General features: G+C 65.0%; 17 protein-coding genes, 1 tRNA gene and 1 riboswitch. Of the genes, 6 read left to right on the top strand and 12 right to left on the bottom strand.

What is annotated here, in order from left to right; genetic code table 11:
- Positions 1-11: 11 nt before the first annotated feature.
- The 4 genes from flhA to KF857_01585 form a co-directional block, all read right to left on the bottom strand.
- On the bottom strand, positions 12-2,108 hold the full coding sequence (flhA, locus tag KF857_01570) for a flagellar biosynthesis protein FlhA (GenBank protein MBX3110671.1): 2,097 nt from the start codon (positions 2,106-2,108) through the stop codon (positions 12-14).
- A gap of 75 nt (positions 2,109-2,183) precedes the next feature.
- Positions 2,184-3,347 (bottom strand): CofH family radical SAM protein, encoded by a 1,164-nt coding sequence (locus KF857_01575; protein ID MBX3110672.1) that lies wholly within the window; start codon positions 3,345-3,347, stop codon positions 2,184-2,186.
- 94 nt (positions 3,348-3,441) lie between these two features.
- On the bottom strand, positions 3,442-4,659 hold the full coding sequence (locus tag KF857_01580; protein ID MBX3110673.1) for an insulinase family protein: 1,218 nt from the start codon (positions 4,657-4,659) through the stop codon (positions 3,442-3,444).
- The gene (locus KF857_01585) at positions 4,656-5,798 is read right to left on the bottom strand and encodes an insulinase family protein (GenBank protein ID MBX3110674.1); all 1,143 of its coding nucleotides are present in this window, start codon (positions 5,796-5,798) and stop codon (positions 4,656-4,658) included. The genes KF857_01580 and KF857_01585 overlap by 4 nt, the downstream gene beginning before the upstream one ends.
- A gap of 212 nt (positions 5,799-6,010) precedes the next feature.
- Here KF857_01585 and glnA point away from each other — a divergent pair, with 212 nt between their 5' ends.
- Together glnA and KF857_01595 are read left to right on the top strand one after the other, a co-directional pair.
- Complete coding sequence (gene glnA, locus KF857_01590) at positions 6,011-7,420, top strand: type I glutamate--ammonia ligase (protein MBX3110675.1); 1,410 nt, start codon at positions 6,011-6,013, stop codon at positions 7,418-7,420.
- Between the two features lie 141 nt (positions 7,421-7,561).
- Positions 7,562-8,359: a hypothetical protein gene (locus tag KF857_01595; protein MBX3110676.1), complete on the top strand. Its 798-nt coding sequence runs from the start codon at positions 7,562-7,564 to the stop codon at positions 8,357-8,359.
- On the opposite strand, the gene KF857_01600 is transcribed toward KF857_01595, so the two are convergent.
- The 6 genes from KF857_01600 to KF857_01625 form a co-directional block, all read right to left on the bottom strand.
- Positions 8,356-9,384 carry an aldo/keto reductase gene (locus KF857_01600; protein MBX3110677.1) on the bottom strand — a complete coding sequence of 343 codons (1,029 nt, stop codon included), beginning with the start codon at positions 9,382-9,384 and terminating at the stop codon, positions 8,356-8,358. The genes KF857_01595 and KF857_01600 overlap by 4 nt on opposite strands.
- A 60-nt stretch (positions 9,385-9,444) precedes the next feature.
- Positions 9,445-10,167: a PEP-CTERM sorting domain-containing protein gene (locus tag KF857_01605; protein MBX3110678.1), complete on the bottom strand. Its 723-nt coding sequence runs from the start codon at positions 10,165-10,167 to the stop codon at positions 9,445-9,447.
- 132 nt (positions 10,168-10,299) lie between these two features.
- Positions 10,300-11,439 (bottom strand): hypothetical protein, encoded by a 1,140-nt coding sequence (locus KF857_01610; GenBank protein ID MBX3110679.1) that lies wholly within the window; start codon positions 11,437-11,439, stop codon positions 10,300-10,302.
- 8 nt (positions 11,440-11,447) lie between these two features.
- The gene (locus KF857_01615; protein ID MBX3110680.1) at positions 11,448-12,905 is read right to left on the bottom strand and encodes a hypothetical protein; all 1,458 of its coding nucleotides are present in this window, start codon (positions 12,903-12,905) and stop codon (positions 11,448-11,450) included.
- Between the two features lie 41 nt (positions 12,906-12,946).
- Positions 12,947-13,687, bottom strand: a complete 741-nt coding sequence (locus tag KF857_01620) for a hypothetical protein (protein MBX3110681.1) — start codon at positions 13,685-13,687, stop codon at positions 12,947-12,949.
- A 49-nt stretch (positions 13,688-13,736) separates the two neighbouring features.
- Positions 13,737-13,812: transfer RNA gene (locus KF857_01625), tRNA-Arg, on the bottom strand.
- A 67-nt stretch (positions 13,813-13,879) separates the two neighbouring features.
- Here KF857_01625 and KF857_01630 point away from each other — a divergent pair.
- The 3 genes from KF857_01630 to KF857_01640 are packed head-to-tail and all read left to right on the top strand — an operon-like array spanning position 13,880 to position 17,218.
- Positions 13,880-16,051, top strand: a complete 2,172-nt coding sequence (locus KF857_01630) for an enoyl-CoA hydratase/isomerase family protein (protein MBX3110682.1) — start codon at positions 13,880-13,882, stop codon at positions 16,049-16,051.
- Between the two features lie 17 nt (positions 16,052-16,068).
- A complete protein-coding gene (gene leuD / locus KF857_01635) occupies positions 16,069-16,665 on the top strand; it encodes a 3-isopropylmalate dehydratase small subunit (GenBank protein MBX3110683.1) in 597 nt (198 codons plus the stop codon).
- A 46-nt stretch (positions 16,666-16,711) separates the two neighbouring features.
- Entirely contained in the window at positions 16,712-17,218 is a 507-nt protein-coding gene (locus KF857_01640) for a DUF192 domain-containing protein (protein MBX3110684.1), read from the top strand.
- A 41-nt stretch (positions 17,219-17,259) separates the two neighbouring features.
- Here KF857_01640 and KF857_01645 read toward each other — a convergent pair whose 3' ends face one another.
- Both KF857_01645 and KF857_01650 read right to left on the bottom strand, forming a co-directional pair.
- Positions 17,260-18,018 (bottom strand): prepilin-type N-terminal cleavage/methylation domain-containing protein, encoded by a 759-nt coding sequence (locus KF857_01645; GenBank protein ID MBX3110685.1) that lies wholly within the window; start codon positions 18,016-18,018, stop codon positions 17,260-17,262.
- Positions 18,019-18,083: 65 nt separating this feature from the next.
- Positions 18,084-18,197: riboswitch (TPP riboswitch) on the bottom strand.
- Between the two features lie 69 nt (positions 18,198-18,266).
- Complete coding sequence (locus tag KF857_01650) at positions 18,267-19,121, bottom strand: alpha/beta hydrolase (GenBank protein ID MBX3110686.1); 855 nt, start codon at positions 19,119-19,121, stop codon at positions 18,267-18,269.
- 95 nt (positions 19,122-19,216) lie between these two features.
- Here KF857_01650 and gspE point away from each other — a divergent pair, with 95 nt between their 5' ends.
- Positions 19,217-20,803 (top strand): type II secretion system ATPase GspE, encoded by a 1,587-nt coding sequence (gspE, locus tag KF857_01655; GenBank protein MBX3110687.1) that lies wholly within the window; start codon positions 19,217-19,219, stop codon positions 20,801-20,803.

Below are 20,803 nucleotides of genomic sequence, written 5' to 3' on the forward strand. Positions count from 1 at the left end.
CGACCCGCAACTTAGGCCACGGCGGCGGCGACCGCCACTTGGCCGCAGAACTCCACCTCGGCCTGGGCGGAGACCTCGTTGTAGGCCATCACCGGCACGGTGACGCCGGTCCGCTCCATCAGCTTACGCAGGGCGAGCCGCACTTGGGTGCCGCACAAGAGGACCACTTGCCGGCTTTGGGCCGTCGCCGTCTCCACCTGCTGGGACACTTCCTGGACGAAGGCCTGCTGCTGGGTGGGTTCCAGGGACACCATCACCCCTCCGGCCGTCGACTGCACCGCCTCCTGCATGGCCCGTTCGGTGGCGGCGTCCATCGTCAGGCACCACAGCTTGCCGGCCTCGTCGATGTATTGTCGGGTGATGGTGCGTGCGATGCTCGCCCGCACCAGTTCGCCCATCTGCTCCATGTCTTTGACCCGGCCGGCAAAGTCGGCCATGGTCTCCAGGATGGTGATGACGTCGCGGATCGGGACCCGCTCGCGAAGCAGGTGCTGGAACACCTTTTGGACGTCGCCCAGACCCACCCCGGCAGGTTGGAGTTCGTTGACGACGGCTTCGTTGGTGTTCTTCGTGGTCTCAAGGAGTTGTTGGACTTCCTGGCGGCTCAGGAGCTCGGCGGCATGGGTCTTGACGACCTCGGCCAGGTGCGTCGTCATCATCGCGGTCGGTTCGACGACGGTGTAGCCGCTTCTTTCTGCCTGCTCCCGCATCGGCGGTTCGACCCACACGGCGTCCAGCTTGAACACCGGTTCGACCGTCGGCGTGCCGATGACCGGGTTCAGGACGTTGCCGCTGTCAATCGCCAACAGGCAGTCCGGCTGAGCCTCTCCCTTGGCGACGTCTTCCCCCCGGACCTTGATGACGTACTCGTAGGGGCCGAGCATCGCGTTGTCGCGGATGCGGACGCTGGGCATGACATAGCCGATCTCCAGGGCGATCTGGCGGCGGGTGGCCGTGACACGCTCGGAGAGGTCGCCACCGACCCGAGTGTCGGCGAGTTTGGTCAGGCCGTAGCCGATTTCGATCTCCAGTGCGTCGACATTGACCAGCGGCAAGACGGCCTCCGGGCCCGTCGGGACGACAGGGACCACCGGCTTGGGCGCCTTCTCGACGGGCGGGGACAAGAGCCCTTTCGAGATGTCCGGGTTGCTCTTGGCGATGCGGCTGATGGCGAACATCAGCCCCCCGACGGCGAGGAAGATCACGCTCGGAAACCCAGGGACCAGGGCGAAGCACCCGATCGCGACACCGGCGGTAGCGAGGGCCCGAGGCTGGCCCAGCACTTGGCCGAACATCGTGCCCGCCATCCCGGTCTCTTGACCGGCGCGGGTGACAAGGAGGCCGCTTGCGGTGGAGATGAGCAGGGCCGGAATCTGGCTGACCAGACCTTCGCCGACGGACAGGATGGCGTAGGTGCTGAGGATCGCCATGGGGTCGCCTTCGCCGCGCATGAAGCCCGTGGCAAAGCCACCCAGAATGTTGATCGCGATGATGAGCAGGCTGGCGACCGCGTCGCCCTTCACGAACTTGCTCGCGCCGTCCATCGCGCCGTAGAAGTCGGCCTCCTGCTTGACCTGTTTGCGGCGGGCCCGGGCTCCTTCTTCGTCGATCAGACCGGCGGCCAAGTCGGCGTCGATCGCCATCTGTTTGCCGGGCATGGCGTCGAGGGTGAACCGGGCGACGACCTCGGAGACGCGTGTCGAACCGTTCGTGATGACCACGAACTGCACGATCATGAGGATGAGGAAGCTGATGAAACCGACGACGAAGTTACCGCCCAGCACGAACTGGCCGAACGTGCCGATGACGTTGCCGGCATGGCCGTTCCCAAGGATCAGCTTGGTGGCCGCGATGCTCAAGGCCAGGCGCATCAGCGTGGTGACAAGGAGGAGCGACGGGAAAACGCTGAACTGGAGGGGGTCCTTGACATTGACGCTGGTGAGCAAGATGACCAGCGACCCGGCGAGGGTGGTGACCAGACCCAGGTCAAGGATGATGTCGGGCAACGGCATGACCAGCATGGCCACGACGACGAGCACGCCCAAGCCAAGCAAGAGGTCGGTGTGCTTCAGGACTTGTTGCAGCTGGCGCATGGCGTCGAGGTTCACGCGGGTCCACTACGGGCCCATTGGTGTTCTCGGTGTTTTTGCCGGGAAATGGAGGCCAGCAACCGGTCCGAAAGGCTAACCGACGACGCTGAGCGGCGTCAGATTCCGCGCCCGCGGTGAGGCGGACCCGCCCTCGCGCTGGATCGGCCGGTACAGAGAGTCCCGCTCGACCGGCTCGCGCCCCGCCTCCTCGATCATCGCGCACATGTTCGCAAAGGTCAGGACCTGCTTTTTGTTGCCAAAGTCACCCTCGTTGTAGGTGATCTCGTACTCGTGGACCAGCCCGTCGGTGTCGTTGGCGCCGTACCAGAGGGCGGCCTGGGTGACTTCCGGCGTGTTCATGATCCAGAAGCTCTTGATGTGGTCGAAATTGTCGAGCATCAGCCGGGCGACCGCGATGTTCCGCAGGTCGACGTAGGCGGACGGCATCTTGCGGTCGGCGAGCTCGGTGTTCTCCGGGTGGAAGCACAGCGGCGTGAACGAGACGAAGTGACCGGTCTCGTCCTGCAACTCGCGCAACTGGACGAGGTGCTGGACACGCTCCTCGTTCGTCTCGATGTGCCCGTAAAGCATCGTCGCGTACTGCTTCAGACCGAGCTTGGCGGCCGAACGGGCCACCGCCTTCCACTCCTCGCCTCCGAGTTTCCGGCCGAACAACTCGCGGTGCACGCGGTCGCTGAGGACTTCGATACCGCCGCCCGGCAACGAGTCCAGACCGGCCTCGATCAAGTCCTTCAGGGCCTGGTCGATGGAGACGTTGCCCTTTCGGGCGATCTGTTCGATCTCAATGGCGGTGAACGCTTTGACATGCACCCCCGGCAGGGTCTCCTTGACGACCCGCACCATGTCCATGTAATAGCTGTACGGCAACCTTGGGTTGATGCCCCCCACCATGTGGATCTCGGTGAGGTCGACCTCCTTGTGCCACTGCGCCCGCTTGCGGACCTCTTCGATGGACATTTCGTAGGGGTCCGGGCCGCCCTTCTTGGCGTAAAACGAACAGAACTTACAGAACTTGTTACAGATGTTCGTGTAGTTGATGTGCTGGTTGCGGACAAAGTAGGTGGTCTTGCCGTGCCGCCGCTCTCGCACCAGGTTGGCCATGAAACCGACACCGGTCAAGTTCGGGGAGTCGAAGAGGGCCACGCCGTCCTCGGCGGTCAACCGCTCGCCCGCCTCGACCTTCAAGTAGACCGGGTAAAGCTCTTCACCGACGACACGCTTCGGGTCGATTCCCATTGTCCTGTTGTCCCGAACTTTCAATTTTCATTGAAAGTTCCACGTGCATTGTATACCAGGTGCCCCCGGCTGGTCGGGCCGAAAGAGGTCGGAATCAGGGCGCCACACCAGCGGGGACCGTCACCAGACTGCCCTCGTCGACGAGTTGGAGCGCCGCCTTCTTCAAATCCTCGAGCTCGATGTTGTCAAATGTCCGGACCAGGGTCTCGCGGCTGATGACGCTGCCGTTGACCAGGGTCCAGTAGCCCTCCCAGTCGCACCGGTCGGCCAGGCCGTCGCTCAGTGGACGGTCGGGCACGAGCCGGAACGGAGACGGGGAGAACTGGCCGTAGAGGGCAAGGCGCGCGACCAACTTGGCCCGGGCCAAGGTCGCGTCGTCCCACTTCGCCGAGTCGTCGCGGACGGCGGCGGCGACCTCGGCGGTCATCGCGAGGCCCTTCGGGTCGGTGTCGGCGGCCCGGAACGCGACGAGGCGGGGCGACCACCCTTTGGAGGTCGGCCAAAACACCGAACCCAGTTCGTAGCTGAGCCCCTTCTCCTCACGCAGGACGCGGTAGAGCGAACAGTCTTTGCCCACCCCGGCCGCGACGGTGGCGAGGAGCTTGGCCGAGCCACCGGGGGTGGATGGGGTGAGCGGCTTGCCGAACAAGCCATGGACGGCAAACTTCGCCCCGGTGGAGGCCAGCGGCTTGTCGCTGACGTCGATCCGTGGCTTGGCGCCCACCGGCGGGATCCGATAGGTCCGGAATCGGTCGAAGACCTCTTTCTGCCCTGCCCCGGGCTGGACGGCCCCGCCCACGACGACGACCATCTTCTCGGGACGGAACACCCGGTGGTACAGCGCGACGACCTCGTCGTTGCGCAGGGACGACTTGTCGGTGCGCCAGAGGTCCATGGCAAGACGCCACGGGTCGTCCGGCCCGTCCAGACCCGCCCGTGCCGCGTCCAAGTCTGCGTCCCTCAGGTTGGCCTCGACGGCCAACGAGGTCGCGATGAAGACAGCAAGGCCGAGCGAGTCGGCCGGCATCCACACCTCGATCTTGACGAGGTCTTCCGTCGCCGTGACCCGAGGGCTGACACCGCCTTGCGAGCCGTACTTGACCAAAGTCAGGTCATTGAAGCTGGACGTGCCCTTCAGCAAGGAAGCCGTCAGTATCTTCCACGCCGCTCGTTCCCGCGGCCCGGTCAAGTCGGCCCGCGCCCACACTTGAACCACGACCCGGTCCGCACCGGCGTCCGGCACTTCGACGACCCGAGGCGAAACGACCTGCTGGGCGGCGAGAAGGGCGACGGTCGTGGCGACAAGGCTCACCGCGTGGCCTCCCCGACGACTTTGTCAAGCATGGCGAGGAAGGCGTCGTCGCTCACTCCCGCGGCTTGCTGGAGGAGGAGGTCGGCACTCGCCGAGCCCGACGTCTGCATGAGCAAGGCCCGTGTCCGTGCCCCGACCAGCGGGTCTTCCGAGACCCCGCGCGCCCATCCTCGGACGGCCGTCCGCCCCACGACGGCAAGAGTCCCGCGATCGTCTTTGGCGGCCTGGCGGGCCCGGGCAAGGGCGTCGTCGGTGCGGAACGCCACCACAACCAGGCAAGTGTGCGCGGAAGGCGTGAACACGGCTTGTACCCCCGGGACCCGGTCCTGGAGTGCGAAGGCGACCGCCATGGCGGTCATGGTCGACGAGAACCCGAGTCCGGGGACGACGACGGCGCGGACCGTGGCGTCCCCGCCCGCGGTGACGACGTCCTGGGTGGAGTCTCGGGACACTGCGGCCCCCTCACCCTTGGGCAAGACCCCGACGGCCCGTGCCGCCTCTTTGGCCATCGCATCGGTGTCCAGGTCGGCGACAAGCGACATGGTCGTCCGGCTCCCGACCAGGGTGCGCGACAGGAGTTCGGCACACTCACCCGGCGTGACCTTGGCGACGTCCTCTGCTTGAGGGAAGAGTGTCGCGCCGCCTGCGCCGAACGCTTCTGTCCAAGCTGCGTCGGTGGACGAAGCCCACCAAGGCCGAAGCGCCGCCTCTTCGGCCAAGACGGCGCCTTCACGGACGATCTGTTCCTGGGTGACCTTCAGAGGCGACATAAAGAGCCCCCGCAGCACCGTGACCGCGTCGTTCAGCGCCGCGGTCGGGCCATTGACCTCGATGTACATCGTGTCGCGCGTCGTGGACGCCGACAACGTACAACCTTTCGCTTCCAAAGTCTTGTCAAGCGTCCCGTCGCCGCGGGCGAACATATGCTCGAGGAGATGACGTCGCCCCTGTACCGCCCCCTCCGTTTTGTCGTCGGCCTCGAAGGCGACGCACAGGGCGAACCGGTCCATGCCCTTCCTCCGCTCGGTGTAGAGGCGTGCCCCGTTGCCCAGGTCTTTGCGCAGGCGCGGCTGGTCGACTTGCGGTGCGGAGAGGTGCCCCATGGCGAGGGCGACAAGAAGGGGGGCGGCGATCGCCACGCAACCAGGATACCAGCGGCCCACCCCCACCGGAGTCCCACGGTCTGTGTGCCTAGGTGGCGGGCGAACTGCCTATTTGTGTGACGGACCTGGTAAAACGCCGCAATCCGCAAGCGACGGGGCGGGCGGGACGGGCACCGGGGCCAGCAGGCGGTAAAGCGTCTGCTGGCCCTTCGCTTATCCCGACCTCGGCCTAGTCGAGGATCGACCTTATGACATCAAAAGAAGCCCTCAAATTTATCGCTGAGAATGAAGCCCAGTTCCTCGACATACGGTTCACCGACCTCTTCGGGATGTGGCACCACTTCACGATCCCGACGACGATGGTCAATGAAGGTGTGTTTGAAGACGGTTTGATGTTTGACGGGTCGTCGATCCGCGGCTTCCAAACGATCAACGAGTCCGATATGCTCCTCCTGCTCGACCCGGCGGGAATGTTCATGGACCCCTTCACCGAGCACCCGACCGCGGTCATCTTCACCGACGTCCGCGACCCGTTCACCCGCGAGGAGTACAGCCGCGACCCACGCAACGTCGCCGCTAAGGCGGAGAAGTACCTTCAGAGCACCGGCATCGCCGACACTTGCTTCTTCGGCCCCGAGGCGGAGTTCTTCATCTTCGACAAGCTGGCCTACCGCAACGACCCGCAGTCGGCCGGCTTCACCATCGACAGCGTCGAGGCGCACTGGAACAGCAACGCGGACGACGCGGTGGGATACACGATGCGCAACAAGGGCGGCTACTTCCCCGTCGCGCCCAGTGACAAGCTCAACGACCTCCGCAGCGAGATGTGCCTCTTGCTGGAGGAAGTCGGCGTCACCGTCGAACTCCACCACCACGAGGTCGCCGCTCCCGGACAGTGCGAGATCGACGTCCGGTTCGACACCCTCAAGACCATGGCCGACAAGCAGCAGAAGTACAAGTACGTGGTCAAGAACGTCGCCGCCCGCTACGGCTATGCCGTGACGTTTATGCCCAAGCCGGTCTTTGCCGACAACGGCAGCGGCATGCATTGCCACCAGTCGTTGTGGAAGAACGGCGAGAACATCTTCTTCGACGCGAACGGCTACGCCGGTCTTAGCGACACGGCCCGCTGGTACATCGGCGGCCTCCTCAAGCACGCCCCGTCACTCCTCGCCTTCACCAACCCCTCGACGAACTCCTACCGCCGGCTCGTGCCCGGCTACGAGGCCCCGATCAACCTCGTCTACTCGGCCCGGAACCGCTCGGCGTGTATCCGCATCCCGGTCAGCGGCAGTTCGCCGAAGGCCAAGCGGATCGAGTTCCGCGCCCCAGACCCGACGGCGAACCCGTACCTCGCCTTTGCCGCGATGATGATGGCCGGCATCGACGGCATCCAGAACCGCATCGAGCCGCGCGCCCCGGTCGACAAAGACCTCTACGAGTTGGCCCCCGAGGAGAAGGCGGACATCCCGCAGACCCCCGGCTCGCTCCGCGCCGTCCTGGAGAACCTCAAGGCCGACCACTCCTACCTGACCAAGGGCGACGTCTTCACGCCCGACCTCATCGAAGCGTACATCGACTACAAAATCAAAGCGGAGTGCGACGCCGTCGACCTGCGGCCGCACCCGTACGAGTTCTATCTGTACAGCGACGTCTAAGTTCCATTCGCCCAAACGGCCGGTGCCCGGTGCTTCACGCCCGGGCACCGGCCGTTTTTGGGCAGTCATATTTGGCGGATTTCATCACGAAGCGGAACGCCCCGCCATGCGCCAACGAGGAGTTTTGTTACACTCCTAGGCATGAAATGTCAATGGATTTCATTGCCTGTCTTGCTTGTCGTTGTCGTCACACAGGCCCACGCCGTCGGCCCGACCAGCCGCCTCTACATCATGAACTACGGCGAGTTCGGCGCAAACACCGGAATGGACATGGTCCAAGGGGCGACGGTGAGTTCGATCGACACGGGTTTTGGCGTCGACATCTGCATCGGTGTCGCGGCGGGAGACGTCCGCACCATGGGCTACTCCGGCGGCGACCAGGGTGAACGGTTTGACCTCAACGGCGTGTTTATCGGCGGCGGCCCCTACACCAACTCGATTCAATCCTCCCAACTGCACGACGGCACGTCGGACGGCAGACACAACTACAGTGTCAACTACACCACAGGCGACGTCATCGAGTTCGACCGCGACTGGGCGAACCCGGTCGTCCTCTTTAACGCCGCACCCCTTATGAGCGACGCCGGCTGGATCACCATGGACGCCAGCGACGGTAGTTTTTGGCTTTCCCAATGGGGTGGGCCCGACCTTGTCCAGCACCGCAGCCACACGGGCGCCCTCCTCGGCAGCTTCAACTCGGGGATCGTGGGGAGCGCGGGCCTGGCCTTCGACCGCGTCGACGGCACCCTCTGGACGGGAGACTACAACCTCAATCTCTACCAGTTCGACCAAGCGGGCAACCTGCTGCAGACCCAAGCGTGGGGCGGCAAGCTGACCGGCCAGTGGTACGGCATGGAGTTCGAGACAAACCCCGTGCCCGAGCCGACCTCCCTTGCGTTCGGGCTCCTTGCGTTGCCCCTGCTTAAAAGGCGACGCTAGGCCAAGATCGCTTCGATGTCGGCGATCTCGTCGCTGGTCAGGGGCCCCGAGTCGAGGACTTTGACATTCTCCAGCACTTGTTGGGGCCGGCTGGCCCCGATGAGGGCGGATGTGACGCGTGGGTCGCGCACCGTCCAGAGCAGCGCCAACTGGGCGAGGGTCTGCCCGCGCCGCTTGGCGACCGCATCAAGCTTTTGCGCCTTGGCCACGGCCTCGGGAGTGACCGCCTCCTCCTTCAGAAACCCTTTCTCGTGGGCCGCGCGTGAGTCCTCAGGAATGCCGTTCAGATACTTCTTCGTCAACAGCCCCTGGGCGAGCGGGCAGAACGCGATGACGCCGGTCCCCGTCCGGGACACCGAGCCCAAAAGGTCCTTCTCGATCCATCGGTTGAACATCGAGTAGCTCGGCTGGTTGATGACCGGCTTGTAGAAGCCGTTTTTCTCGCAGGCGGCCAAGGCCAGTTCCAGCTGGACGCCGTTGTAGTTGCTGAGGCCCGCATACAGCGCCTTGCCGCTCCGGACGGCGGTGTCGAGAGCCGACATCGTCTCTTCGATGGGGGTCTCGGAGTCGGGCCGGTGGTGGTAGAAGATGTCGACGTAGTCGAGCTGAAGCCGCCTCAAGCTCTGGTCCAGCGAGGCCAAGAGGTACTTGCGCGAGCCGCGGTCGCCGTAGGGCCCCTCCCACATCCAGTAGCCCGCCTTGGTGCTGATGACCAGCTCGTCCCGGTGTCCCTGGAAGTCGCTGGCGAGGATACGGCCCACGCGGCTCTCGGCGGCACCGGGCTTGGGCCCGTAGTTGTTGGCGAGGTCAAAGTGGGTGACGCCGTTGTCAAACGCGGTGACCAGCATCTGCCTGGCGTTGTCGTGGATGCCTTCCTCGGTCGTGTGGCGGGCCGCGTCGGTGCCGGGGTCGCCGAAGTTGTGCCAGCACCCCAGACTGACCGCCGGCAACTTCAGTCCCGAGCGTCCGCAGTGGCGGAACCAGTCCGCATGGACTTGATAACGGTCTTTGTTGAAGGTCGGCATGGCTGCGGCGTAGGCTACCTGGGGGAGTCAACCGGGATCCCTCCAGGCGGCGCCAGTCGCTTAGGACGCCGACCGGCGGCGGCGCGACAGGGCGAGGGCGAATGCCCCGCCGAAGGCCAGAGACGCCGGCTCCGGCACCGATTCGGTCGTGATGGTCAGCTCGGGGAAGGGCACCAGGCCCCCCACGTCAGAAAAGCCGAACAGGAGCTCGTCCATTTCCAGCCACTCTCCCGAGTCGTCCGTCCGGGCGTCGTAAGACCATGTCGGCATCCAGCCGGACAAGACGAGGTCGCCGTCCTCGTGGGCGCCCACCCAGGAGACACCGTCGGCGTTCAGGTGCACCAACACCGCGAACGGGAAGGCGTACGACTCGGACATTGAGAACGTGTAGGGGTCGGCGGCGGGATGGTCGTCCAGCGACTCGAAGATCGCCTCGGCCTCGGCCTCGGTGATGCCGGGGTCGATGACCTTGTCCTTCGGCGCGACGGTGTAGCCCAGTTGAAAGTCTTCGGTCGGATCGTGGACGCCGGGATCGTCGGTGATACCGAAGATCAGGCTCGTCGGCACAAGCATCTTCAGCTTCAGCGTGACGTCGATGATCGGGCCGTCGAGGGTGGGCACGTGGAACCAGAAGAAGCTCCGTCGCTCCAGAGTGCGCGAGTGCGGCCCGGCCGACGTGCCGTAGCCGACGTAGTAGTTTTGGAAGGCGGGGTCGTTGTCCTTCCCGCCTTCATCATAGAAAGCGCCGACCTGGAGGCTCGACACGGTGTACACCGTGCCCATGGCCGGACCAGCCAAGCACATTAGGCCAACCAGGGTTGAGCGTCGGAGAAATGTTGAGCCTCCCATGCCAACCTTTATACAACTGGTTGGTGTCAAGACAATGTCAAGCTGGCATTTATACGGGGCACGCTTCTAGCCTTTGTACATGCGGTCGAACGTCTGGTGGGCGTCCATGAGCGCCGACCTCATGATGTCCTCGGCGGCACCCGTCCGCCGGTCGGACAACGCGGCCAGCAAGGCCCCCTTGTCGAGCCGTGACGCGGCCTGCTCGCAGGCGTCCCAGCTGAGCACCGACCGGACGACGCGGTCGATCCCCTGGGCCTCGTCGTCATAGGGACGGGCCTGCATGTCGTGGCCCATCCACCTGCCGTACCCGGCGTCGAGCATCACCCCGGCCATCGCGATGTTCATCGCAGTGATCTGGGTGCCGAAGTCGATATCGTACTTGCCAGGGCCGCCCAGGTGAAGTCCGTCGTTGTAGCCCTGGCTGTTCAGGTGGGTGTGGTGGAGCGTGCCCGCCTCGATCTCCTCCACGGTGTCGTACACGTGGTCCAGACCGACCATCTCGGAATGGCCGATCTCCTTGTTCACCCCCTTCTTGGCCCGGCTGACTCCATGTTCTTCCTCCACGAGCCGCCACACGAGGATCGCGCTCGCGACAGTGGGCAGCAACATCGCGGGATGCCCCTCGTTAGGCTTAGGTTCAATGACTATGTACAGCTCCTCGCCAAGAGACTTCTCATATTTGCAAAACTCGGCCAGTCCCGTGCGCATGTGCCGGTGCATCTCGCGGACCGCGACCGTCGCGAGATCATAGCCCCATGAGCCGTTCCACAGCACGACCGAGGGGGCCAGGGCCTTGTCGGCGTGCCACACCGGACGCAACGGCCCATAGGTGAGGTCAAGCACCTTCTTGCCGAGGTCTCCCGCCGCAGCCCTTTCCCGAGGGTCCATGGAACAGATGCCGCCATAGGCGAAGTGGGCATGGGCGCCCGGCGTCGACATCGCCAGGGCCAACCCGGCCTCGCCCATCGCGTCGACAACCGCCGCGACGTTGCCTTCGTTCACCTCCGCGTCGTAGTGGAGTTCGAATCCAAGCTGGATGTGGTCCGGCAACCTTGGGGCGATCTCTCGGCGGATCAGCCCAGGCACCTTGGCGGTGGGCAGGTTCTCACCGCTCCAAGAAGGACGCATGTCGCCAGGGACAAATCCGCCCTTGCCTGCGTTAAAGGTCCAGCGGCAAATGCTGTGGTTGCGCTTAGTCGTGGCCATCGTCGTGCTCAGGTCAGATTATCCTGAAGAGCCGCCTGCCACTGCTTGTATGGGCCGTCGTAGGCGCCTGGGTCACGGGGGGTGTGCCGTCCGACCTCGGACAGAGCGTGAAAGGCGTCGGCCGGCTCGCGCCACACGCCCAGGCCGATCCCCGCGCCGCGCGCCGCTCCGACCGCGCCGTCAGTGTCGTAGAGTCTGACCTCGCATTGGGTCACGTCGGCGAACACCTGGGCGAAGAGCGGGCTGAGGAACATGTTGGCCCGTCCGGCCCGAACACTGGTGACCTGGCTTCCCAGGCCCGCCATCGCCTCGACACCATGCCGGAACGCAAAGGCGACACCCTCCATGCCGGCACGGACGATGTGGGGCCGCCCGTGCCGGGCGAAGTCGAGTCCGGTAAACGCGGCCCCCGGAGCGACGTTGCCTAGCGACCTTTCCGCCCCGTTGCCATAGGGCAAGGCCACCAGGCCGTCTGCCCCGGCCGGGGCCTCAGCGGCGAGTCTGTTCATGTCGTCAAAGGCCATGCCCGGACAGACCGTGCGCCTGACCCAACTGTAGAAGGACCCCGCGCCATTGACACAGAGGAGGGTGCCCGTCTTGCCGTTCACGTGGAGGAACGGATTGACGCGCTCCCGCGGGTCGGGCCGTGCCTGGTCACTGACGACATAGACGACGCCGCTGGTGCCCGCCGTCGCGGCCGCCTCGCCCGCCTGAAGGACCCCAAGAGAGAGTGCGTTGTTGGGTTGGTCGCCCGCGCGGTAAGTCACCGGGGTCCCCGTGGGGACGCCGGTCACGGCCGACGCGTCCGGGGTCACGTGCCCCTGGTCGCCAAAGGTCGGCACGACCTCGGGGACCAGATGGGCCACACCTGCCGCCTCCAGCAGCCCGGCGAACGGTCGGCCCGACGCAAACGACCAAGCCGCCATTTCGCTCAGGCCGCCTGGTGTGGTGGCCGCCCGACCGGTGAGCCGCCGGGCCACGTCGTCGCCGGGCAAGACCATGTGCTTGGCCCGGGCGAAGGTCTCCGGCTCGTTGTCCCGGACCCACGCCGCCTTGGCGACGGTGAAGTTGCCCGGCGTGTTCAGCGCCTCACGCAGGCATTCGTCACGGCCGACCCGTTCGGCCAAGGCCGCTCCGGTCTCGACCGCCCGGCCGTCGCACCAGATGACCGCGGGCCGTACCACCTGCCCGGCACCGTCGAGCAGCACCAAGCCGTGCATCTGGTACGCGACCCCGACCGCCACCACCTCGCGTACCCGCCCGCCGAGCCCGGTGACAGCCTCGACAAAGTGCCGCCACCAATGGTCGGGGTCCTGCTCGGCCCACCCAGGCCGTGGTGACGACAACGGGACCTCGCCGGTCTGCGGAGACTGGCCGGTGGCGACCACCGCCCCGGTCTCGGCGTCGACAAGGGCCACCTTCACCGCAGACGTGCCGACGTCGACCCCGAGAAGATATGCGGCCATGAGCGAGGTGATTGTGCGCCAAATGCGGACGGCGCGACGCGCTACCCGAAGACGAGCATGCCGCCAAGATGCCCGGCCAATGCGACAAGCCCCGCCCCGACGACCAAGGCGACCCAATAGCCCGGTGAATCCAAGTGGGCGGTCCTTCGCCGCGCGACCACGGCCAACATGCAACCCGAGGCGGCGAGGGCAAGGAGCATATGGGTCTCAGCCTTGCCGTTCAGCCCATAGCCCAGCCTGATCGCGGCGGTGAAACCCAGCGCGACCGTCGGGACACTGACCAACGCCCCGCCGAGAAGGCACGGCCAGGCCGCGTCTCGTAGGCCTGACTTGCGCTTGAGTTTGCCGAGAACCTCAAGGAAAGCGCCGAACAGGAACAAGGCGATGGGAAAGTGGACGATGGTCGGGTGAAAGGAGTGGGCGGGGACAAGGGGCCGTGCGCTTTCTGTCTTTGGAGAAGAGGTCTCGGCCGTGGCCGGGCGTCCGGTCCGGGCAGGCATCTCGGACCCAAATGTCATGCCGTCGTCTCCGGTCATTTTTTCGACGGCAGCAAAGACCGCGGCGTCGGGCTCGTCCTTTCCCGACTCGTGCATCACCTGCATCACCGCTTTCCCATATGCGTTGTGTTCGGGAGGCGATGTGTGGCAGTTACGGCACTGGGCCTCGGCCGCCGGTGAGCCCGGCGCGGGTTTGTAGTGGTCGTCAAAAGCGACCAAGAATTCGGGCTTGGCCGAGGCCATCGTCGCCAGGACAAAGACGAGGATGGGAATGACCCGGCGCATTGAGGGAATAAACTCGCCTTTGACGGCTAGAGTTCCACCAATTTGGAGATGGCGCGCTCGAGAGGACTCGAACCTCCGACCCTCAGCTCCGCAAGCTGATGCTCTATCCACTGAGCTACGAGCGCGCTCGTGAGAAGGGCATTATATCCGGTCGGACTGATAGACCAGAGGCCATAGGTAATCTCGCGACCAATGTCACCAGACAGCCGCAAGGTCTGCGTCCTCGGTGCCGGAACGATGGGATCGGGGATTGCCGCCCACCTCGCCAACATCGGCTTCGACGTGACGCTTCTCGACGCGACCGCCGAGTCGGCCCGGGCCGCCTATGAGCGGGCCCTCGCCGTCCGCCCGCCCCACTTCTATTTGTCCGGCACCGCCGACCTCGTCCGACTGGGGTCGGTGGAAAACGACTTGGCGTGGGTCGGCGAGGCGGACTGGGTCTGCGAGGCGATCGTGGAAAAGCTGGAGGCCAAACGGGCGATGTACCGGGCCATCGAACCTCACCTGAAACCGGGGGCGATGGTGAGCACGAACACCAGCGGCCTGCAAATCTCGTTGCTCAAGGAAGGGATGGGCGAGAGCTTCCGCCGTGTCTTTTTGGGCACCCACTTTTTCAACCCGCCCCGCTATCTGAAGCTCTTGGAACTGATCCCGACCGACGAGACGGACCCGGCGGTCGTGGCGGGCATGACCGAGTTCCTGGAGTCCCGGGTGGCCCGTCGGGTGGTCGTGGCCAAGGACACCCCGGGGTTCATCGCGAACCGGTTCGGGATGTGGTCGATGTTCATGGCGGTGCACGCGGCGGAAAAGCTGGGGTTGACGATCGAAGAGGTCGACGCCATCACGGGGCCGTTCCTCGGCCGTCCACGCAGCGGCAGTTTTCGGCTCAACGACCTTGTCGGCCTCGACATCATGGGCGACATCGCCGCCAACCTGGTCGAACGTTGCCCTCACGACCCGGGCACCGCGCACCTGGCCACGCCGCGCTCGATGCAGGTGCTGGTCGAGCGCGGCTGGACCGGGTCGAAGGCCGGCCAGGGCTACTACCGAAAGGAAGGCAAGGAGTTTGTCAGCTTCGACCTGAACACGCTGGCCTACCGCGAGAGGCGGGAGCCCGACCTGCCCGCCCTGGCCGAACTAGGCCGTCGTCCCCTTGCCGAGAGGTTGAGCGGAGGATTGCAGGCCCGCGACCAAGTCGGCGAGTTCCTGCGGACGTACCTCGTGCCGACCCTTCGTTATGCGAACGAGATCAGAGAGGAGATCAGCCACGACGTCCGCGACTTCGACCGCGTCATGAAGTGGGGGTTTGGCTGGGAGGCTGGGCCGTTCGAGATGATCGACATGGTCGGCGCCGAACACCTAGGGTTGGCCACCCGCAAGTTTTACGAAGGTGCGGAGGTCCTCAGCCACGCGGGGTCTTACTTCCTTCCCAAACCAGAGCCCCTCTTCAAGCCCCTTACCGATTTTCCCGTCGCGCAGACCTGGGCCAAGTTCCGTACCCGCGACATGGGGGACGGCGTGACGGCGGTGGCGCTCACCACCAAGATGGGGGTCTATGACCCGGAAGTCGTCCGCGACTTGACGACCCTCCTTGAGAGCGGGCAGATCGACCGGCTGGTCTTGACCAGCGAGGCCAAGTCGTATTCCGCCGGGTTCGACGTCCGGTTCTTTGTCGAAAAGATGGAGGCTAAGGACTACGGCGCGATCGACGACGCGATCGCCGCGTTCCAGCGCCTCGGCGTCCTGCTCGGCAAGGTGCCCAGCGTGGCGGCAGTCTGGGGACACTGCTTGGGGGGAGGGTTCGAGATGGCGGCGTCGTGTTCCCTGATCGCTGCCGCGGCCGAAACCCAGATCGGCCTGCCCGAAGCAAAGGTCGGCGTGATCCCCGGGGGAGGAGGCACCGCGCTGATGCGCACCCGCTGCCAATCCGGCGGAGCCAAGGGCCTCACCGAGGCGGTCAAGACACTGGCGACGGCCACAGTCAGCGACAACGCCGACCACGCCCGCAAACTCGGGTTCATGAGGAACGAGGACGTCACCGTCTATCACCCGGACATGCTCTTCACCGAAGCTAAGCGGCTGGCCCTCACTGCAACGGCACGAGGGAGCAGCCCGTGGGCCAGCGTGGAGGGGCCGGTGACCGGCATGGTGGACCGGGCCCTCCAGGAACTGAAGGCCAAGGGCCAGTTGAGCGACCATGACGTCTTCATTGCCGAGCAGGCCAAACCGGTCTTCGGCAAAGCGACCTCATACGAAGACGCTCTGGACAAAGAGCGGGCTGGGTTTGTGGCCTGTTGCAAGGAAGGACTGAGCTTGGCCCGGGCCCGACACATGCTCGAGTCCGGAAAGCCGTTGCGCAACTGAAGCAGAATCATAAGGCGATGGCAGGATTCACCCAGCACACGGGCACCACGGCGGTCTACGACGCCGACCACGTGGACACCGACCGGATCATCCCGGCCCGGTTCCTCAGCATGGTCACCCGGTCCGGCTACGGCCGATTGCTCTTCAACGACGTGCGCCGACAGGAGTCCTGCTTCCCGCTTGACCAAGCGGACGCGGAAGGGGCCAGTGTGCTGGTCGTCGGCACGAACTTTGGTTGCGGGTCCAGCCGCGAGCATGCGGTCTGGGCGATCCAGCAGGCCGGCTTCGTCGCTGTCGTCGCCCGCCGGGACCCCGACTCGCCGGGATACAGCGACATCTTTCGAAGCAACGCCGGCAACTGTGGCCTGCTCTTGGTCGAGTTGCCGCCCGAGAGCCACCGCCGTCTCGTCGAAGCTGGTTCGGGGGCCCGGGTCACCGTCGACCTCGTCCGGCAGGTGGTCGTGCTGGACGGCCATGAACTGCCGTTTGACATCAACCCCGCCGTCCGCGAGCAACTGCTGGCCGGCCTCGACCTCGTGGGCACGACGCTCGTCCACGAAGGCGACATCGCCCAGTTCGAGGAGAAATGGGACGCGTTCGCGCCGAAAGTGTGATGCGCCTCCGTGATAAGAGCGTCAGAATGGACAAGGACGCAATCTGATGATGGTCAGCCTCACCGCACTCGCCCTCTTCGCCCACGGCGTGCTCACCGCCCCAGTGCAGGGTCAACCCAAGTCGCAGGACAAGCCAAACCCCTTCCGCCGGTTCCAACTGAAGGACTTGGCCAAGGCGACCATCAAGGTCGACGGGAAGCACGAGTTCACCGCGTGGATCATGGACACCGACGCCAAGCGGATGGAAGGCATGATGTTCCTGGAGGACAGCGACTTCACCGAAAAGCAGGCGATGGTCTTTGTCTTCAAAGAGGCCGAACCACTTAGCTTCTGGATGAAGAACACGAAGGTGCCGTTGGACATCGCCTACTGCGGCAAGGACAAGGTGATCAACACTGTCTACACGATGAGCGCCTTCGACACGACGTCCAACTACTCGTCGCGGCAGGCGTCGATGTACGCCATCGAGTTCAAGGCCGGCGTCTTCAAAAAGCTCGGCATCCGCCCGGGCGCGAAGGTCGACATCCCCTCGACGGTCAAAGCAAAGGACTGACCAAGACCGTGCCCCCGCCGGTGACGGGGGCACAGCCAGCCTTAGTCACAAACGCCGTACCACGTCCCCGACCAGGAGTCGGGGTTAGCCTCTCCCGACCGGTGCCCCAGGACATCGACGACCTGCTGGTCAAAGGCTCCGGCCGAGACGATCCACTTGGCGTGGCCGTCGGCAAAGATCGTCGTACCGCCAAGGTCGCTCCATGTCTTGTAGTAGTCGGCCGGTGGTGGGCAGTCGTAGCCGTACCGCGCGCATCCGGTGTCGAACTTGTGGTCGAACCACGGCAGCATCTCCGACCTCATGACCCGTGACTCGGCGGGCCATTCGATGGCCGTCTCGCTCACGGTGCGGTTGAACGTCATCGGGGTGTTGTTTTGGCTGGACTCGCCGGCCGCCACCGAATAGAGGCACTGGGTGAACCGGTACGACGACCCGTAAGCCTTCCAATAGGAGTCCGCACCGGGGACGTCGACCGCGGTGTACGGCCCCCCGTTGTCCCAGGGCGAGCGAAAGATGTCCTTACTCTTGGTGTAGGGGAACAGCAGGACTTCGACGCCCTTGTGGCCCGGAGCCCCCGCGGGGGGCACGGAGTTGTAGGCATAGAAGAGCGGCATGGTGTCGTCGTAGTCGCTCAGGTACAGCTTGACCGCGACCCCGATCTGGCGGCCGTTGCTCAGGCATTGGGTGTTCTTGGCCGCCGCCTTGGCCCGCGCGAAAACGGGAAACAGGATCGCGGCCAGGATCGCGATGATCGCGATGACGACGAGGAGCTCGATGAGCGTGAAGGCTCGGTTTCGCATGGTTGTCCCGGCTCGTCCCCGACGGCGCGACAGCCTGGTTGGCCGTCACGCCCCGGTCATGACCCGAGACCCGTCGGCCGCAATCCCTCCGCCGGCATGACCCGGATCAGGTTCAAGGGGACAACTCTCGCTCGTTCGAGAGAATCTCAGCCCATCGTCGGGCACCCCCTGCGGTCGCGCGCCAGATGACTGACGCCACCCTTGAGGATACGCCATCGGCGCCGTGCCGGGAGGAGGAGGCCCAGTCACTACCGCTTGGCCGGGAACAGGTACTGGAGGACCAGGGGGAACCGCTTGGCCCAGGCCGTTTCGTTATGCGCTGACCCGATCTCCTCGTAGTAGGTGAAGTCAGACGGTTGCTTCCAGCCTTTCGCAGCCATGACGTCGCGCAGGGCCCGCGTGTCGGTCGAGGCGCCGATCTCCAGGGTCCCGACGTCCAGCCACAACCGCCGCCATGGGCGCGACCGCAACGCCTCGACCCGCTTCACCATGACCTTCTGGTCCCACCACAAGCTGGGAGAAAGCACGGCGAGCTTGCCAAAGACCTCGGGCCTGGTCAGCCCCATGTGAAGGGTGACGATGCCGCCGAAGGAAGACCCGCACAGACCGGTGTCGTCTGGGCCGGTCTTGACGCGGTAGTTTTTGGCGACGAAGGGCATCAGTTCGTCGGTGACGAACTTGGTGTACTGGTCTGCCTTGCCGCCGACGTCCTCCTTCCCGAGCCTGGCCCGCGTGGGCAGGTACTCGTCGCCCCGGGCTGTCCCGGCGTTGTCGACGCCCACGATGACCACTGGTTCGACAAGCCCCGCCTCGACTCCCGCTTTCAGGGCTTCGTCGGCCTGCCATTCTTGGTTCGGGATGAACGACGTGAACCCGTCGAAGACGTTCTGGCCGTCATGCATGTAGAGCACGGGGTACTTGCGGTCGGGCTCGCTCCGGTAGCCCGGCGGGAGGCACACCCAGACGGTGCGCTTGTTGCCAAGCACCTGGCTCGAAAAGTTTTCGTGGCGCACGACCTCGAGGGACAACGAGTGCCGACGGACGACGGGTTTTTGTCCTTGGCCAAGGAGAATCGAAGCGGCCCAGGCGGCGGCGATGCTCATCAATGAAGTAAGACTACCGGAATGCCCAAGATTGTCGGCGTTTGGCATGTCCCGCTGAACAACCGGGCCGGAATTGCGTCAATTGACTCGTTGTCATGAGGGTGGCCGCCACAGTGGATGCGCATGAAGAATTGAACGGCAAGGCCACGCTGGGCCTTGAGCACGTCGATCTGGACGAGGTCAAGCCCGAAACATCGGCACTTCAGGCGATACCCAGCGAGTACGTCCTGCGCTACCAAGTCCTGCCCGTCCGGCTGGAGAGGGACACCCTGGTCGTCGCCGTCGGCGGCGTCGACCACTTGGCCAAGGTCGACGAACTCAGTGTCCTCGTCGGCAAAGACCTGAGGCCCGTGCTCGCCGACCCCGGCCAGATCCGCGACAAGATCGAAGAGCGGTTCCTGGAGGGGATGATGGAGGGCATCTCCCAGGATGACGACGGGCCGACCGCCAACGTCGACATCGACGACACCACCGACCTCGCCGACCTTCAGCGGATGGCGGGCGAAGCGGCCGTCGTCCAGATGGTGAACCTGATGTTCGCCCAGGCCGTCCGCGACCGGGTCAGCGACATCCACATCGAGCCATATGAGAAGGAGGTCAAAGTCCGGTTCCGGGTGGACGGCATCCTCCATGAGGTCGCCAGCCCGCCCAAGCGCATGCAAGCGGCGATCGCCAGCCGCATCAAAATCCTTGCCGAGCTGAACATCGCCGAACGGCGCCTCCCTCAGGACGGCCGCATCAAGCTCAACATCGCCGGTCGCCAAGTCGACGTCCGGGTCTCGCTCGTCCCCACCGTCCACGGTGAGCGGGTCGTCATGCGCATCCTCGACAAGGGCACCGCGACCCTGACGATGACCCAGTTGGGCATGCGCGAAGACCAGATCGCCCTGTTCCGCAAGCTCATCAACATCCCTTACGGGATGATCCTCGTCACCGGTCCGACCGGTGCCGGTAAGTCGACGACCCTTTACGCCGCGCTTCAGGAGATCTATTCGCCCAAGCGCAACATCCTCACGATCGAGGACCCCGTCGAATACCAGCTGCCCGGCATCGGCCAGATCCAGGTGCGGTCGAGTATCGGCCTGACCTTTGCCAACGGCCTCCGCAGCATCGTCCGCCAAGACCCCGACGTCATCATGGTCGGTGAGATCCGCGACCATGAGACGGCGGAGATCGCCATCCACGCCGCCCTGACCGGGCACCTTGTTTTCAGCACCCTGCACACCAACGACGCGCCGAGCGCCATCACCCGGTTGCTCGACATGGGGGTGGAGCCGTTCCTTGCCGCCAGTTCGATCGTCGGCGTCTTGGCCCAGCGGCTCGTCCGGGTCAACTGCCCCAACTGCAGCGTCAAAGAGATGGAGTCGCCCGAGGCACTGGCCAGCGTCGGGATCACCGCTTCCGACTACGACCCCGCCAACCCTCCGTTCCGCCGCGGCCGAGGTTGCGACAAGTGCGGCGGGACGGGGTTCAAGGGAAGGCGCGGCGTCTACGAACTGCTGACCATCGACGAGCCGGTGCGCCGGATGACCGTCGAGCACGCTCCGGCGAGCACCATCCGCGACCACGCCCTCGCCAACCAGGGCATGCGGACCCTGCTTGGGGACGGACGTCTGACCATCCTCCAGGGCATCACGACCTGTGACGAGGTGCTCAGGGTCTGCCAGAGGGAGGACTTCTAG

It is taken from the genome of Fimbriimonadaceae bacterium, from assembly GCA_019638795.1.
GTDB lineage: Bacteria > Armatimonadota > Fimbriimonadia > Fimbriimonadales > Fimbriimonadaceae > JAHBTB01.